Annotated in this window: 15 protein-coding genes; 12 read left to right on the top strand and 3 right to left on the bottom strand. The window is 67.3% G+C overall.

What is annotated here, in order from left to right:
- Positions 1-63: 63 nt before the first annotated feature.
- Together NI1_RS20475 and NI1_RS20470 are read right to left on the bottom strand one after the other, a co-directional pair.
- A complete protein-coding gene (locus tag NI1_RS20475) occupies positions 64-3,246 on the bottom strand; it encodes an AfsR/SARP family transcriptional regulator (protein ID WP_169815604.1) in 3,183 nt (1,060 codons plus the stop codon).
- A gap of 201 nt (positions 3,247-3,447) precedes the next feature.
- Positions 3,448-4,011 carry a dihydrofolate reductase family protein gene (locus tag NI1_RS20470; RefSeq protein WP_067823206.1) on the bottom strand — a complete coding sequence of 188 codons (564 nt, stop codon included), beginning with the start codon at positions 4,009-4,011 and terminating at the stop codon, positions 3,448-3,450.
- 134 nt (positions 4,012-4,145) lie between these two features.
- Between NI1_RS20470 and NI1_RS20465 the strand changes: the two genes are divergently transcribed.
- The 11 genes from NI1_RS20465 to NI1_RS20415 all read left to right on the top strand — a co-directional run bounded on the left by NI1_RS20465 (position 4,146) and on the right by NI1_RS20415 (position 15,051).
- Positions 4,146-4,826 carry a TetR/AcrR family transcriptional regulator gene (locus tag NI1_RS20465; protein ID WP_067823204.1) on the top strand — a complete coding sequence of 227 codons (681 nt, stop codon included), beginning with the start codon at positions 4,146-4,148 and terminating at the stop codon, positions 4,824-4,826.
- 222 nt (positions 4,827-5,048) lie between these two features.
- Positions 5,049-6,002 carry a DUF5996 family protein gene (locus tag NI1_RS20460; RefSeq protein WP_067823201.1) on the top strand — a complete coding sequence of 318 codons (954 nt, stop codon included), beginning with the start codon at positions 5,049-5,051 and terminating at the stop codon, positions 6,000-6,002.
- A gap of 669 nt (positions 6,003-6,671) precedes the next feature.
- Complete coding sequence (locus NI1_RS20455; RefSeq protein WP_245663346.1) at positions 6,672-7,415, top strand: MlaE family ABC transporter permease; 744 nt, start codon at positions 6,672-6,674, stop codon at positions 7,413-7,415.
- Position 7,416: 1 nt separating this feature from the next.
- Complete coding sequence (locus NI1_RS20450) at positions 7,417-8,283, top strand: ABC transporter permease (protein WP_067823196.1); 867 nt, start codon at positions 7,417-7,419, stop codon at positions 8,281-8,283.
- 61 nt (positions 8,284-8,344) lie between these two features.
- Positions 8,345-9,328 (top strand): MlaD family protein, encoded by a 984-nt coding sequence (locus NI1_RS20445; protein ID WP_157535226.1) that lies wholly within the window; start codon positions 8,345-8,347, stop codon positions 9,326-9,328.
- The gene (locus tag NI1_RS20440; RefSeq protein ID WP_157535225.1) at positions 9,325-10,332 is read left to right on the top strand and encodes an MCE family protein; all 1,008 of its coding nucleotides are present in this window, start codon (positions 9,325-9,327) and stop codon (positions 10,330-10,332) included. The genes NI1_RS20445 and NI1_RS20440 overlap by 4 nt, the downstream gene beginning before the upstream one ends.
- A 71-nt stretch (positions 10,333-10,403) precedes the next feature.
- Positions 10,404-11,384 carry an MlaD family protein gene (locus NI1_RS20435; protein ID WP_169815603.1) on the top strand — a complete coding sequence of 327 codons (981 nt, stop codon included), beginning with the start codon at positions 10,404-10,406 and terminating at the stop codon, positions 11,382-11,384.
- A 1-nt stretch (position 11,385) separates the two neighbouring features.
- Entirely contained in the window at positions 11,386-12,489 is a 1,104-nt protein-coding gene (locus tag NI1_RS20430; RefSeq protein WP_067823190.1) for an MlaD family protein, read from the top strand.
- Positions 12,486-13,520, top strand: a complete 1,035-nt coding sequence (locus tag NI1_RS20425; protein ID WP_067823187.1) for an MlaD family protein — start codon at positions 12,486-12,488, stop codon at positions 13,518-13,520. The genes NI1_RS20430 and NI1_RS20425 overlap by 4 nt, the downstream gene beginning before the upstream one ends.
- Complete coding sequence (locus NI1_RS20420; RefSeq protein ID WP_067823184.1) at positions 13,517-14,485, top strand: MlaD family protein; 969 nt, start codon at positions 13,517-13,519, stop codon at positions 14,483-14,485. The genes NI1_RS20425 and NI1_RS20420 overlap by 4 nt, the downstream gene beginning before the upstream one ends.
- A 29-nt stretch (positions 14,486-14,514) precedes the next feature.
- Positions 14,515-15,051, top strand: coding sequence for a hypothetical protein (locus NI1_RS20415; RefSeq protein WP_067823181.1), 537 nt, complete (start codon positions 14,515-14,517; stop codon positions 15,049-15,051).
- Positions 15,052-15,105: 54 nt separating this feature from the next.
- Here NI1_RS20415 and NI1_RS20410 read toward each other — a convergent pair whose 3' ends face one another.
- Positions 15,106-15,693 carry a TetR/AcrR family transcriptional regulator gene (locus NI1_RS20410; RefSeq protein ID WP_067823178.1) on the bottom strand — a complete coding sequence of 196 codons (588 nt, stop codon included), beginning with the start codon at positions 15,691-15,693 and terminating at the stop codon, positions 15,106-15,108.
- 127 nt (positions 15,694-15,820) lie between these two features.
- Between NI1_RS20410 and NI1_RS20405 the strand changes: the two genes are divergently transcribed.
- On the top strand, positions 15,821-16,657 hold the full coding sequence (locus NI1_RS20405; RefSeq protein ID WP_067823176.1) for a CoA transferase: 837 nt from the start codon (positions 15,821-15,823) through the stop codon (positions 16,655-16,657).
- Positions 16,658-16,661: the final 4 nt, after the last annotated feature.

The raw sequence follows: 16,661 nt of genomic DNA, 5'->3' as shown, positions 1-16,661 counted from the left end.
GGATCGGTGGGATACGCGTCCCGAGGATCCAGTGCGGTCCGTACCGTTCGCTGACGGTCGCTGTCAGCGAACCGTACGCAGCAGTTCGAGCACTTCCGCATCCGGAAGCCGGGCGCCCGCCAGGAATTCCGTGCTCAGGCGCTCGGGCCCGAGCGCGGCTTCGGCCTGATCGAGCGCCCGCCGCCGGAACGGGCCGATACGGCTCACTCCGGCGCGCCGGTTGATCCGGTCGGTGGCGCCGAGAATGCGCGCCGCGCGGCCGGGCGCCCCCTTGGCCAGGGCGACCAGGGCATAACCGATCCCGACCTCGGCCAGCAGCGCAGCCGAGGTCTGAGCAGCCAGTTCGAGAGGGATGGCCAGCTCGCGCAGCGCGTCGTCCGGCCGACCTGCCGCGACCAGTGTCGCCGCGTGCGCGGTGCTCACGAAGATCAGGTTCACGAACCGGACGGTGTCGTGCGGCCCGGCAGGCGGCGGGCCGGGGGGAAGCGGCTGCCCGGACATGCGCGCGAACAGTTCGACCGCGCGGTCGTTATCGCCGCGCAGGTGGGCCAGGTGCGCCTGCACCGCGGTCAGGAAGCGCCCGGGGTCAGCGATGATGGGCGGGGCGATCAGGGCTTCGGCCCGGTCGATTGCTGCCGCTGCGGCGTCGGTGTCGCCGCCGACCAGCGACATTTCCGCGGCGAACAGCAGCACGCCCATGCGCTCGCTCGCGCCGACGTCGGGGCTGAGCAGGTCCAGCGCGCTCGCGATCAGCGGCCGGGCGCTGGCCAGGCCGAGCATCCGGGTCCGATAGCCGGCCACCGAGCACCGGGCGCGGCTGCGTGAGCGGGCGTCGCCGGGTGCGTTCAGGCACGACAGCGCCGCCTCCAGGGTGGGCAGGGCGCGGTCCGGACGGTCGCCGCCGGGTTCGTCGAAACCCTTGGCGATCAACGCGTTTCCACGCAGCCATGGATCGTCGGAGGTGGTGCACGCGGTCAGCAGGCGATCGTCGTCGTCGAGCAGGTCGCGCAGCGCCAGGATGAGGACGAATATCGGGTGCGGGGGCCGGTCCTCGGTGCGGGCCGCACGCGCCAAGCGCTCGAATTCCCCTGTGCTATCTCGTATTTGACCCCACCAGATATTGGTAAAGTACGCGGGCACGTCCTCCGCGTATCGGTAGGCCAGATAGGCTCCCGCGCACCCCGCCGGTGGTGTGTCGCCGAGCAGCGCGAGGACCTCGCGGCGGCGTGCGGAGATTTCGCCGTGCAGCCCGCGCAGCAGCCAATACCAGACGAGATTCGCGTAGAGGCGGACCGCGCGCTCACCGTCGCCCACGTCCAGCGCCCAGCGCAGCGCGGCTTCGCCATTGCCGTGCTCGGTGATCAGCCGTGCGAGCCAATCGGGTTGTGCGGCAGTGCGTAAGCCGTGGGCGGCGGCGTCGGTGAATTCCAGGAAGTACTCGGCATGGAGGCGGGCGACCTCGTCCACCTCGCCGGCAGCGGCCAATTCCGCGGTGGCATAGGCTCGAATGGTCTCGGCCATTCGGTAGCGCTGTCCATCGAAGTCCACCAACGACTTCGCCACCAGCGAAGCGACAGTGTCGATGGCGTCCGGACCGCAGACCCGGGTGACGGCATCCAGACTCGCCCCGCCGGCGAACACCGAAAAACGCCGGGCCGCAGCGGCCTCCGGACCGGTGAGCAGTTCCCAGCTCCAGGCGACGGCCGCGCGCAAGGTGCGATGGCGTGGGACCGCGTGACGAGTGCTGCTGGTGAGCAGCCGGAAGCGATCGGTGAGCCGCGCGCTGAGCTCCGGCAGCGGCAGGCTCCGCACCCGCGCGGCGGCCAGTTCGATGGCCAGCGGCACGCCGTCCAGGCTGCGCACGATGGCGCGAACAGCCGCGCAATTGCTTTCGGACAGCGCGAAATTCGGGAGTGCCGCGGTGGCCCGGTCGAGGAACAGCGCGACCGCGGGCGACGCGGTGACCGCTCGCGCGTCCGCGTCGGCGTCGGGTAGCTCCAGTGGCTGGACCGGATACAGTCGCTCGCCGTCTATGCCGATCGGTTCCCGGCTGGTGGTGAGGACCCGCAGCAGGGGCAGGCGTTGCAACAGCTCGTCGATCAGGCGTGCGGTCGCCTCCACGACATGCTCGCAGTTGTCGAGCACCAACAGCATCCGGCGGCCGGACATCGCCCGCTCCAGTACTTCGGCCCAGTCGGCGGACTGTTCGCCGGGGCGCTCGAATCGGGCGAGGCCGTTCGCTATCGCCACTCCGACCGCCGCCAGCGCCGACCGGTCGGCGCGTTCTCGCTCGAGTGCGGCCAGTTCGACGAAAGCGTAACCATCCACCCAGTCCATGGCGTGCGCCCCGACCACCTCGATGGCCAACCGCGTCTTTCCTACGCCCCCCGCGCCGGACAGCGTCACTACCCGGGCTGCGCGCAGCGCCTGCCGTACCCCTTCCACATCACCTCCGCGTCCCACGAAGCTGGTGTGCAGTCGGGGCAGCAGCGGCGCGGACGCCGTTGAGACCCCGTCGGTCCGCGATGCTGTCGCAACTTCGATCCGATCCGATCCGGACCTCGGCGCGCCGGGACGGCCTGCGGGTTCGCGGGATGTGCCGGCGTGAATATCCGCCAGGGCCGAGCGCAGCACCTCGCTGGGCGTCGTGCCGAGTTCCTCCCGGAGCATGGCCTCGATGCGCTGAAACTGCTGTACCGCCTCGGATGTTCGTCCCGCCGCCGCCAGCGCCCGTACCAGTCGCGCGGCCAATGTCTCACGGAACGGATGGGCCGCGACTTCCGCGTGGAGCTCCCGCAGCACCTCGCCGCCGCGGCCCAAGGCCCGCAAGGCATCCGCCCGCAGTTCGACCGCCTCGAGCCGCTGTTCGGTCAATCGCAGTGCCGCAGAGCGCAATATCTCCGATTCCCCCACATCGGCCAACGGCTCACCGCGCCACCACCCGAGCGCGGCGTCGAAGCGCGCGACGGCTCGCTCGGCCTCTCCGGCCTCGAGCAATGATCGCCCCGCCCCGACCTCACGGCGGAACCGGTGCACATCGACGGCCTCGGGTGCTAGTTCGAGCACATAGCCGCCCCCGTCGCTGCGCACCGCCCCCGACACCACCGCACGCAACCGACTCGCCAAGGTCTGCAACGCATTCCCGGTCCCCGCCGGCGGATCCTCCCCCCACACCCCGTCCACCAACCGCGCCGCCGGCACCACCCGCCCGGTCTCGAGCGCCAGCAATCCCAGCAAAGCGCGCACCCGTGGCCCCCCGACGGACATCATGGTCCCGTCCGCATTCCCCACCACTGCCGGACCCAAAAGCCTTACCAGCATGAATCGCCCTCGAAGCCGAAACCCACCGTCAGCGTTCGGCTCCGCGCAGATCGATCCGGCTGTGGCCGTGGACCAGCACCGCGATCCGGTTATCGGCACCCCGTTCGCGCAAGTGCAAGCCGGTCATTACGAAGCGTTCTCCTCGTGATCGTGGGCGACGGGCGTGTAGATCTGGTTGATCACGCCGGTGCTGAAGGTTTCAGCTGAGGCCAGACGCAGTTCGACGGTGTTGTCGAGCTTGTCGAACCAGCGCGCGCCCTTGCCGAGGACGATGGGGTGGACGAACAGTTGCAGCCGGTCGAGCAGGCCCGCGGCCAGCAGCGACTGCACGAGGGTGAGGCTGCCGGTGATCGCGATGTCCCGGCCGTCGGACTTCTTGAGAACTTCGAGGTTGGCGAGCACATCGCCGGTGACGATCTCGGTGTTGTTCCAGGTGGCTTCGGTCAGTGTCGAAGTGACGACGTACTTCTTCTGATTGTTCATGAATCCGGCGAACTCGTCGTCACTGTCGGGCCAGTGCGCGGCGAACTCTTCGTATTGGACCCGTCCGAGGAGCATCGCGTCCGAGGAGCCCATGGCTGCTCCCAGGGCGGCGCCCATCTCGTCGTTGAAGTAGGGGAAATGCCAGGTGTCCGGTGATTCGGCGACACCGTCGAGAGAGACGAACAGGCTCGAAACGATCTTGCGCATCGATTGCTCCTTGCGGTTGGACGATGGATGGATCAGGCGGGGGGTGTACCGTACTGTACGGTACAGGCGAACCGTACCGTACGGTACACTTGGTTCGAGAGTCAACAGCCGGAATCGCGCCAGACAGGAGTGCAATGCAGAGGCCTCAATCCGGACTCGACGCGGCCGAGCAGGGTTCGGGCGCGCGGGCATGCCGCCGAATCATGGACGCTGCGATGGAGGTGTTCCTGCGCGACGGATATGTCGGTGCCAAGACCGACGAGATCGCCGCGGTCGCCGGATCGTCGAAGCAGACGATCTACAAGCACTTCGGCTGCAAGGAGAATCTGTTCGAGCGCATCGTGCTCGACCGTCTCCAGGGAATCGACCAGATCTTCCAGGAAGCCATCGGTGAACTCGCCACTACCGACGATGTGGATGGCACCCTTCGGGCGGTCGCGCACCGGTTCGTCCACCTGCTCACCCAGCCGGCCCAATTGCGCGTGCGTCGCCTCGTGATCGCCGAAGCCGGGCGGTTCCCGGCGCTGGGCCGCGCATATTTCGAGGCCGGCCCCGAGCGTGTCCACGCCATGCTTGCCTCGTGTCTGGCCGAATTGACCAGCCGGGGACTGTTGCGAGTCGATGAACCCGATCTCGCCGCGAACCATTTCACCTGGCTGGTGGTGTCGATCCCGGTCAACAAGGTGATGTTCTGCGGCGAGGACGTCGAGTTCAACGCGGCCGAACTCGACCGGTACGCCAATTCCGCGGTCGATGTCTTTCTCGCCGCCTACCGGGCACCCGCAGCCGCACCCGGCCGGACGAAGTCGACTTAGAGCCGGCGCCGGCCACCTATTGGGCCACCGTCGGCTGCACCGTACCGGGGTGAACGCCGTCGAGTCCCGCATAGGGGAAATCGGGACACCGGCAGGGGTGGGGAAGACACTCGGGATCATCGTGAAGGTTCACCGGTTCGGATCGGTTTAGCTTGTTCGGCGAGTAACTGCGCGATCTGGTTTCCACCACGAGCGTTCTTCGAACTGAAAGCGGGATTCCGAATGACCGGGCGATCTTTCGAACCACTCTCCGCTATCCCGCTCGAGGAGTGGCGGCCGACCAAGGAAACTCTGCACCGCTATGCGCAGATCGTCGGGAAAGTGGCTTTGGACAAGGGGATTCGGCGGAACCACTGGTGGCATTCGACCTTCCGGCTCACCGCCCGCGGGTGGACCACCGTTCCGCTCGGTGACGGCAGTGACGGACCCGTCTTCACGTGCGAATTCGACTTTTTCGATCATGTGCTGCGGATCTCCACCACCGCCGGCAAGCAGGGTGAGGTGGCGCTGGAGAACCAGTCGGTGGGCAGTTTTTACACCGAGACCATGGCGGCGCTGGCCGGCCTCGATATCGAGGCGAGCCTTGCTCATCCGACCCCTTTCGATCTGCCCGATCATGGCCGGCCGTTCGCCGAGGACGAGGAACACCGTCATTACGATCCCGCCGACGCGCTCCGGGCCTTCTCGGTGCTGAGTCAGGTCGGGCGCGTCCTGGAGCGGTTCAGTGCCGGTTACTCCGGGAAGATCAGCCCGGTTCAGCTCTTCTGGCACTCCTTCGATATTGCGGTGCAACGGTTCTCCGACCGCGAGATCGAGCTGCCCGCCTCGGTCGATCCGGTCACTCGGGAAGCGTATTCGCGTGAGGTGATCAGTTCCGGATTCTGGTTCGGCGATGACAAGGTCGGGGAACCCACCTTCTACTCGTACACCGCGCCCGAACCGGCCGGTCTCAGCGACCGGCCGCTTCGCCCCGATGCGGCCCGCTGGGTGGCCGCCGGCTCCGGGCACACCGCATACCTTTCCTACGACGCGGTCCGGCAAACCGCTGATCCGGTCGGGGTCGCCCTGGAGTTCTTCGACACCGTCTATTCCGAAGGCGCGCGGCTGGCGGGGTGGGATGCATTGGCATTGGCCTGTCACGGCGGAATCACCGACCCGGTACGGCAGGTGCGCTGACCCACCGGCGACACCGAAAGAAGGCCCCGCACTCGCCATTTCGAGCGCGGGGCCTTTTTTCGGTAGTTCGGCCTATAGCTGGATACTGCCCAGGGAGAGGCTGCTGATAACACCCGCCGCAAGGGCGTGGACAGTTGCGCTGAAGCCGTTCAAAGCTGCGAGCCCGGCGTTGGCGGATCCAGTAATCATGAATTCTTCCTTTCACACGACCGTCGTTCAATCAACTCGAGATGCGTTTCCGGTAGGTGGAACGCATAATGTTGAACCGATTTTCGCGGTCGAACAGTTTCGATCCCTCCCGGTAGGTCCCGGCTTCCCCCCGATTGGCCGTGTGTCCCCCATCGCCTGCTGGAGCCCGGTTGCGCCCGGGACCGATCCCGGGTTGTCGCCGCTGCGACCGCTTCACTCGTGACATCCCGCCGGTCGGCTATACGCTTGCCTTGATGACTTTACAAATGACTTGTAGCAATTACACTTGCATAGCCCAGCATGTGTCCGGCGTCACGGCGGATGGAGGGGCTCGTCGGGCAGGGCCGTAGCGCAGGAGGTAGTTCACCGGTGAAAACAACGGCAGTCGACGTCTCGGGGCGGGCGGAGCCGACGGCATGGGCGGTTGTGCGGGGGAACTTCTCCGGCACGGTGGTCGCGGGCGTGTGCACGACCGGACGAATGGTGGATATCGCGGCCGAATCGGTGCGCGGTGCGGTGGTCGATATCGTGCGCGGGCGGTTTCAGTGGCGGGAGATGCTGCACCAGGCTTGGTATCTGATCACTGTCACGGCATTGCCGGCGATTCTGATGGCGGTGCCGTTCGGGGTGATCGTGTCGGTGCAGATCGGCAATTTGATTCGTGAGCTCGGCGGGGATTCGCTACTGGGTGCGGCCAGTGGGCTGGGGGTGATCAAGCAGGGGGCGCCGATCACCACGGGGCTGCTGCTCGGTGGGGCGGGGGCGGCGGCCATTGCCGCGGACCTGGGGGCGCGCACCATTCGGGAGGAGGTCGACGCGCTGCGGGTGATGGGGATCAGTCCGATTCACCGCCTGGTCATTCCGCGCGTGGTGGCCATGGTGCTGGTCGCGCCGCTGCTGAATGTGCTGATCATCGTTACCGGGGTGGTGGCGGGCTACACCGTGGCGGTTACCGCGCAGGGGGTGACGTCCGGAAGTTATTGGGCCACTTTCGGTTCCTTCACCACCGTCACCGATGTGGGTATCTCGCTGCTGAAGGCGATCCTGTTCGGATTCCTGGTCGTGGTGATCTCGTGTCAGCGCGGACTGGAGGCCAAGGGCGGGCCGCGGGGCGTCGCCGATGGGGTGAACGCGTCGGTGGTGCTGTCGGTGGTCTGCATCCTGGTGGTGAATCTGGTCATCACGCAGTTGGTGCAGATGTTCGTACCGGCGAGGCTGGCCTGAGATGACGGCGACCGGATATTCACCGCGGGGATTGCACTGGGCTTTCCGGCTGTTCCGTAATCGGGAACGGATTTTCGCGCCCATCGATTCGATGGGATTCGCGCTGAGCTTCTGCTGGCAGGTGCTGTCGGCGATTCCGTTGACGCTCAAGCATTATCGCGCTCAGACGCTGCGCGCCATCAGTGATATGACCTGGGGGCGCGGCTCGCTGATCGTCGGCGGCGGCACGGTGCCGATGCTCATCGTGTTGGGTCTGGTGCTGGGCGCGGGCGTGGGCATCGAGGCGTACGGGACGCTGAACCTGATCGGGCTGGGGCCCATGACCGGGATCGTGTCGTCGTTCGCCAATACCCGGGAACTGGCCCCGATCATCGCCGCCATCGGATTCGCCGCGCAGGCCGGTTGCCGGATGACCGCCGAGATCGGTTCGCAGCGCATCTCCGAGGAGATCGACGCCATCGAATGCCTCGGTCTGCGGTCGATTCCCTTCGTCGTCACCACCCGGGTGATCGCGGGTGCGGTGGCCGTGGTGCCGACCTTCCTGATCACGCTGATCCTGAGCTACCTGTCGTGCATGGCCGTGGTGGTGGGCTTGCGCGGGCAGGCGAGCGGGGTGTACGAGCACTACTTCAATCAGTTCGTCAGCGGTCCCGATATCGCGGCGGCGGTGCTGAAGGTGCTGGTGTTCGGGGTCGCCATCATCCTGATCCATTGCTACCAAGGTTTTTTCGCCACCGGCGGCCCGGAAGGGGTCGGGGTCGCTTCCGGGCGGGCGGTGCGCGCCAGCTTCGTCGCGATCATCGCACTCGACATGCTGCTGAGCCTGCTGCTGTGGGGCTTCAGTTCGTCGGTCACGTTCACGGGGTAGGGGAGAGATGCCGAAATACGGATTGCCAGGGGTATCCACCACCGAGAAGGCTTCGCGCCGAATGGGATCGGCGGTCTTGGCGCTGGTCGTCGCGGTGGCGGTCGGCGGGGCGGGATATCGCGCCGCGCGGGCCGACGACCGCATGGAGGTGGTGCTGCGTACCCAGCACATCGGTGACGGCGTGCTGGCAGGGACTACGGTGCGCCTGGACGGGGTCGCCGTCGGCGAGGTCGCCGATATCGCGAGCGCGGGCGGCGGGCAGCAGCGAATCACCATGCGGCTGGACGCATCCCAGCTGCCGGGGCTCACCGACAGCCTGCTGGTGGACTACGCGCCCGCGAACCTGTTCGGTATCGGCGAGGTGGAGTTGCGCCGTGGGACCGGTGGCGTGCCGCTGCGTGCCGGCGCGAATATCGACCTCACCGGCGCGGGCCGGGTCACCGACGCGACCATGGGCGCGCTCATCCGGTCGCTGGGGCAAACGACCAACCAGGTGCTCACCCCGCGCCTGACCGAGGTGCTCACCCAATTCGCCACGGATGCCAAGGCTTTCGCGCCGATCCTGGAGGCGATCGTCATGCTGGGACGGGCGGTCGCGGACACGCAACGCTACGACCCTTCGTATTTGATCGCCCAGTACGCCGCCACCTTGCGCGGCGCGGCCGAATTCAGCGGCGCCACAGTGGATCTGCTCGATCGCATCAACAATATCGAGATCCTGCGCAACGATCAGCAGCTGTTCGACACCGGGATCGATCTGGTGGCCAACAAATTCTTCCCGGCCATCACCGGAATCGGCAAGGTCGGGGCCAAGCATTACACCGGCTATGCCGACATGCTCACACCATTGCTGGATGTCACCGCCCAAATGGTGCCCGCGCCGCAGCGTTCCAGCGCCGAGTTGCGCGAACTCCTCGCCCGCATCGACCGCTCCTTCGTCGACACTCCCGACGGTCCGGTGCTGCAACTGGAGGTGGCGCTGCGCGGGGCTCCTGCGGTGGCGGTGCCGCTGCTCGGGAGCGCAAACCAGAAGGGGGACAGGTGAAATCGACACTGCGGGTCAGCCTGAAACTGGTCGTCTTCGCCGCCGCCATGGCGTTGCTGCTGGCCGGTGTCGTGGCGGTCATCCAACGCCCGGTCTCCGGCGACACCGACGGCTTCCAGGTGCGGTTCACCGACGCCAACGGCCTCAAAGCCGGTGACGACGTGCGCATGTTCGGTGTGCAGGTCGGCAAGGTGAGTGCGGTGGAACTCGACGCCGGCCAGGCGGTGGTGCACCTGAGCGTGCAGCGCGACCATCCGGTGTACACCGAATCCACCTGGGCCATTCGCTATCAGACGCTCACCGGCCAGCGCTATGTCGATGTCCGTCAGCCCACCGCGCCGGGCACTCGGCTGGTCGCGGCGGCGACGGTCGGGACCGAGCACAGTGTGCCCGCCTTCGATATCACCGGTCTGTTCAACGGTTTACAGCCGGTGCTCGGCGAATTCTCGCCCGGTGCGCTCAATCAGCTCACCGAGAGCGTGCTGGCGGTCATCGAGGGCAATGGCACCGGTATCGGCCCGGCACTCGACGCGGTGGAGCGTTTGAGCCGCTATGTCAGCGACCGGCAGCTGATCATCTCCACCTTGATGCGGAATCTGAAGGATATCGACGATCGGATCGGCGGCCGCTCACCGCATCTGGAGACCCTCATCCAGGGCCTGACCAATCTGTTCACGGTGCTGGAGGAGAAGTTGCAAGGGCTGGTCGACTTCGCCCTGGCCGCACCGCCGGTGCTGGGACCGATCGACGATCTGCTGGCCACTCTCGGCTTCACCCCGGGCACCAACCCCGACCTCGATGCCGCCCTGCGCGCCGCCTTCCCGGATCCGCAGGCCGCCACCGAGGTGCTGGGCAAACTGCCCGGCTTGCTTCAAGCGCTCGACGCGCTGCTCCCGGCGGCTCAGCCGGGAATGGAAACCACCTGCTCGAACGGCGCGGCCACCATGCCGGCACCGCTTCGGGTCTTCATCGGCGGGCAGAGGATCACGCTATGCAATCGATGAGCGCGAAGCCATCGACAGAGGCACGAAAGAGTCGGTGGCGCAATCGTTTCCGATTCGGCGACGACCGGCCGGTGGCCGACGCCGCCGCCACCAGACGGCGGGAGCTGCGCCTCGGCCTGTTGGGCGCGGCCGGTGTCGTGGTCGTGCTGGCGGCCTGCGGTGTGCTGTACACGCTGCCGCTGGGCAAGTCCGAGTACTTCGCCGATATGGCCGAGGCCGGCGGCATCCGGGTCGGTGAGGACGTCCGGGTCGCCGGAGTGAACGTCGGCACCGTGAAAGCGGTTGATTTGCAGGACGATCGGGTGCGTTTGAGCTTCACCGTGGACGGCGGGATGTTCGTGGGCGACCAGTCCACCCTCGATATCCGCATGCTGACCATCGCCGGGGGACACTATGTCGCGCTCACCTCGGCCGGGTCGAAACCCCTGGGCGGCATGGCGATCGCGCGTGACAAGGTGCGGCTGCCCTACACGCTCGGCCAAGCCTTCCAGGACGCGGTCACCCCGGTGCGCGAGGTGAACGGGGTGACCTTGCGCCAGAACCTGACCGAATTGCAGACCGCGCTGACCCGCAGTCCGGACGACTTGCGTGAAATGGGCCGCGCGGTCGACTCGGTGGTGAACATCCTGGACCGGCAGAACTCCGATGTCTCACGCGCCCTGGCGGTTTCGCAGGAGTACCTGTCCGCGATCGGCGGCTCCACCGCCCTGTACGGGCGGCTCAACTCCGAATTGAATCTGGTCGCCGATATTCTCGTCGACAAACGCGCCGAACTGCGGGTCTCGCTGAATCTGCTCTCGACACTGTTGTCGCGGGTGGCGGCGATCGAACCCGCGTATCAGACGACGCTGAAACCCATGCTGGACAAGGTCGCCGAGGCGGTCCCGGAGCTCGAGCGGCTCACCGGTCGCCTGGATCAGGTGGTGACCAGCGTGCAGAGCATCGGCGGAAAGCTGGGGCAGATCGCCGGTGCGCCGGGCGGACCCGGGGTGGATCACTCCGGCGTCACCGTGCCGCAGCTGTGCGTGCCCGTGCCGGGGCGGGGGTGCTGAGATGAAACGATTGCTCGCGACCCGCGGCTTCATGTCGATCGCGGCCGTGCTCGTACTGGTCGTGGTGGCGGCCTCGGCCTATGCGGTGGTGGCCGGTGCGGGAAAGGCCACCCGCTCCTACTGCGCCGTACTGCCCGACGCCATCGGATTGTTCACCGGCAGCCACATCACGATGCTGGGCGTCCCGGTCGGCTCGATCACCGCCATCAAGCCCGGATCAGACGGTGTGCGTGTCGATTTCACCGTCGACGCCGACCATCCGCTGCGCGGTGACGTCGCGGCCGTGACGCTGTCCGATACATTGGTCGCGGATCGGAATCTGGCGTTGCTGTCGGCGGCTTCCCCCGCGCCGCAATGGGATTCGAGCCGCTGCGTGACCCGGGCGCTGACCCCCAAGAGCATGACGCAAACCCTGGATGCGCTGTCCAAGCTCTCCGGCGAACTCGGTGCGGCCGACGACCCGGCCGCCGCGGACCGCGTCGCCTCGGGCCTGTCCGCCCTGAACACCGCCACGTCCGGGACCGGGGCCGCTCTCAACGAACTCATCACCAAGCTCGGCGACGCGCTGCGGGCACCGGACGCCGCCATCGGCAGGATCGGACAACTCATCGATGCGATCTCCCGTTTGGGTGCGGTACTGACGAACAATTGGGGCGACCTGGAACGCATGCTGACCCGGCTGGGCCCGGTGCTCGATCAGGTCAATACCGAGGTGGTTCCCCCGATCATCGGCGTCGTCGACGGCCTGCGGGTGCTGCTGCCGTGGTTCAACGACATCACCACGACCTTCGGCCGTCCGCTGCTGGACCTGGCGCAGGCCGCGGTGCCGCTGACCCGCTGGGTCGGCGCGAATGTCGGTTCGCTGCAACAGCTCATCGGCATGGCGCCCACCCTCGCCGCCGCATTCCACAACGCGGTGGATCCCGCTACCGGCCAGTCCTCGCTGAATTACGCGCCGCCGCGAGTGACGCTGGCGCAACCGGATGCGGAGGCGGTGTGTGCGGCGGTGAACGCCGCGGCTCCCGGACATTGCGCCGGAGCCGAAAACGGTTTGGCCACCATCGATCTGGCGGCCCTCGTCCTCGGAATGGCAGGTGCGCAATGAGATCCGGAACCCGACTCGCCGCCTTGGCGGTCACCGCGATCGCTCTCTCCGGCTGTGCCGTCGATCCCTCGGCGATCACCGTGCCCGGCACCGGCGGCGACACCTACAGGGTGCATATCGAATTCGGCAATGCCCTCAATCTGCCGGGCCGCGCGAAAGTAATGGCCAACGGCGTGCAGGTGGGTCACCTCTCGGGCACCACGGTCGTCGATCCGACCGCCGCCGCACCCGGTCATGTGCTCGCCGATATCGATATCGACGAGAGCGTGCGGCTGCCCGCCGCCACCACCGCGCAGCTGCGGCAGAACACCATCCTGGGCGATGTCTTCATCGAACTCACCACGCCCCCGGACGGTTTCGCCGAGCCACTGACCGACGGCGGCCGCATCCCGATCACCGCGACCACCCCGGCGGTACAGGTCGAAGACGCCCTGTCCGGACTCGCGGTATTCGTGCAGGGCGGTGCGGTCGGGCAATTCCAGCAACTGGTGAACCGGGTGAACGCCGTACTCCCGGCCCAGCCCGCCGACAGTGCCCGCATCGCGCAGGTAGTCGGGGCGGATCTGTCCGATGTGGCCGCCCATGTGGAGACTGTCGGCGCGTTCCTCGACGCCATGGAGGCCAACACCCGAACCCTCGTCGATCACGGCCCGGCGCTGAGCGCGCTGCTGACCGAGGAGGGCGCCACGCATGTGACCTCGGCGGTGGAATCGCTGATCCTGGTGCTGGGTGTCGCGGGGGCGATCGGCACTATCGCGCACGCGCTGGAATGGATCACCCCGCTGGCGACCGCGGGCGACGCCGCCGCCAAAGCGCTGGTGCCACTGCTGTTCACCACGCGCCCGCTGGACCTGAGCGCACCCTCGAACCTGAACAAGCTGGTGACATTGTTGCGGGACAAGGTGATTCCCTTCGCCGAGCACGGCGCGAAGGTGAACCTCACCGGTGTCGACCTCGGCAACGGTCTATCGCCCGCGGACCAGGCCGCCCGCATCGTCGACACCCTGCGCATGATCGGAGCCGTTCGATGACCGGACGCCCAGTGGGACCGTATCTTTCGCTGGCCGCCATCGCCGCGGTGCTGATCCTCGGCCTCGGCTATCTGACCTTCGGTGTGGTCGGCGTCGACTGGTTCGCCCGCTACACCAACCTGACCATGATGCTCACCAACTCCGGCAGTCTGGGCGCGAAATCGCCGGTGCTGCTGTCGGGCGTGCGGGTCGGCGAGATCACCTCGGTGCGCAATGGCGACGGCGGAGTGCAGGTGCGGATGCGCGTGCGCGACGACCACCGCATCCCGGTGGCCAGCACCGTGACCATCGAGAACCTGTCGGCACTGGGCGAGCCCTACGTACAGTTCACCCCGCAAAAGGGCAGCGCCGCACCGTATCTGAGCGACGGACAGCAGATCGACACCCGCGCGGTTCGCACCCCCACCTCGATTCCGGAGGTGGCTCGCCAGGTCACCCATCTGATGGGCCAGCTGGACCCGCAGACCATCGCCTCGGTGATCGACACCTTCGCCCAGGGGCTCGCGGGCACCGAAACCGTTGTGCCACAACTCTCCCGAGCCACCAGCCTGCTCGCGGCCACCCTGCTCGCCCGCACCGACGCGGTCCGCACCATGTTCACCGACCTCCAGACCATCGGTGGCCGGATGGAGTGGACCGGCCCCGCCATGAGCGCCGCCGCACCCGGCTGGACCGCGCTGGGCGGCTCCTTCGACTCCATCGCCGACGCCATCGCCAAGATCGTGCGAACCGGCCGAGTCCCGGAGATGTACACCGAAGGCACGGGCCTGATCCCCTTCACCCACGAGCTCACCGACGTCCTCGACCGCATGGGCCCCGACCTGGCGAAACTCACCCCCGTGCTCTCGCCGCTGGCAGTCCAAGTGACCGGCGCGCTGAGCCGAATCGACCTGAGCGCCTTGATCACTCAGGCGCTCGCCGATACCGGAGACGGGGTGGTCCGCCTCCAGATCGCCGTCAAATGACCGCCCCCGACCTGACAAGGAAAGCTCCCATGACGAACGAATCCCGCACCATCTCATTCCGCCCGTCCACCCTCGCCACCGGCTTCGCCGCCCTGCTCCTCGTAGTCGCCGCGGTGTCCTTCGCGGGCCTGTGGCTCTCGGCCCGAAGCGATCTCGCCGACCGCGATGCCGCTGCCGCCGACGTCCGCCGCGCCGAGCAGGTCGCCACCGACTACGCGGTCGGCGCCTCCACCATCGACTTCCAGCATTACGACACCTGGGTGACGAAACTCAAGGCCAACACCAGCTCCCAGCTGGCCGGCAAGTTCGACACCACCGCCCCCGCACTACAACAGGTACTGGTCCCGTTGAAGTGGACCTCGAGCGCCACCCCGATCAATGCCGTGGTCACCTCCAGCACCGGCGGCGTCTACAAGGTGAACGTCTTCCTCGACGTCGCCTCCACCAACGCCCAAACCCCCGACGGCGGCCAGACCACGGTCACCTACACCATCACCGTCGATTCCGGCGCGGACTGGAAGATCACCGATGTCGGCGGCATGAACAGCGCACTCCCGCTGAAGTAGCGAATCAACCCGCGCCGTTCCCGCTTCGGAGGTGACAGCGCGGGGCAGGTGCGATCAGGTCCGCAGCGTGATCGCGAGCTCCGGCTTGGACGCGTCGTCGGGGTCGGCCACCCGCTCCCAGACGGCGTCGACGAGTGGGGCGAGCAGCAATTCGCCGAGTTGGCGGACCAGGACCGAGACGATCTGGTTGGACTCCGCCCGTTCGGTGGAGGCCAGGCCCGCCTCCCGTAGACCGCTGACTTCGCGGCGGGTCAGATCGATGAGCGAATCGAGCAGGTGCAGGCGGGTTTCGGAGGGCTCGAGCACGGCGCGGCGCACGTAGTTCACGACCGGCGGGTTCTCGCGCAGCATGGCGCGTACCGCCTCGTCCCGGGCGGCGGCGACCTCGCCGACGGTGCCCGTCGCGGGCACCGAACCGACAGCGCTGGCGAAATAGTCGACGATCAGCTGGTCCACCGCATCGCGCAGGCCGGCCTTGGTTTTGAAGTGGTGCTGGACGAGGCCGAGGGTGACACCGGCCTCGGCGGCCACCGCGCGCAAGGACACCCGGGACTCCCCGTACTGCGCGAAGAGGTCCATGGCCGCATTGCGGATGCGGGCCTTGGCGGTCAAATCGTCGTTGGTCGCTCGTGGATTCTGCATCAGCCCTCACCTGTCGTGTGTTCGGTGATCCTACGCCGCGTAGTGAATGTGACACGTCCCACTTGGATTTACTACACGCGACATGTCTACAATACACATGTATAGTCTTTCCATGGAGGTCGCAACGATGCAACCGCTCGACGGTGTCGAAGTCGTCTCGCTGGCGGTGAACCTGCCCGGGCCCTTGGCCGCGGCGCGGCTCGCCGAACTCGGCGCGTCGGTTACCAAGGTCGAACCGCCCGCCGGTGACCCGCTCGCGGCCGCCGCGCCCGGGTGGTACGAGCGGCTGGTCGCGGGGCAGCAGGTGCTGAGCCTCGATGTGAAGTCGCCGGGGGACCGTGCCAAGCTGGACGAACTCCTGGCCACCGCGGATCTGCTCATCACTTCCATGCGACCCACCGCGCTGGTCCGGTTGGGACTGAATCAGCCGCAGGACCGCTTTTCCGGGCTCTCGCTGATCGAAATCGTCGGGCACGCAGCCGATCCCGAGGTGCCCGGCCACGACCTGAACTATCAGGCGGTGCACGGCACGCTCACTCCGCCGCAGATGCCGACGGTGCCGATCGCCGACATGCTCGGCGCGGAACGCGCGGTGTCCACCGCGTTGGCCGCGCTGGTGCGGCGCGCGAACACCGGTGTGGGAGCGCCCTATCGGGTCGCGCTGGAGGAAGCCGCCGCCCGCGCGGGCGACGCGGTGCGCTACCGGCTCATGGGTCCGGCCGCCGTCCTCGGCGGCGCGTTCCCGGGCTATGGCATCTACCCGTGCGCCGACGGTTACGTCGCGCTCGGCGCGGTGGAACCGCACTTCTTCATGAAGGCCGTCGAGGTCTTCGGCGCGACCGGTGATCACCGCAGCTTCCAGGAGGCTTTCGCGGGCCGGACGATCGCCGAGCTCGAAGCCATCGCCGAACGAGAAGACCTGCCGCTCAATGGCATTCACCTAGCCCAGGCACCAGGAAAGTAGAACG

The sequence above is a fragment of the Nocardia inohanensis NBRC 100128 genome (genome assembly GCF_001612945.1).
Classification (GTDB): domain Bacteria; phylum Actinomycetota; class Actinomycetes; order Mycobacteriales; family Mycobacteriaceae; genus Nocardia; species Nocardia inohanensis.
The sequence above is the reverse complement of the archived record's forward strand: the minus strand, read 5'-3'. Positions and strand labels throughout refer to the sequence as shown.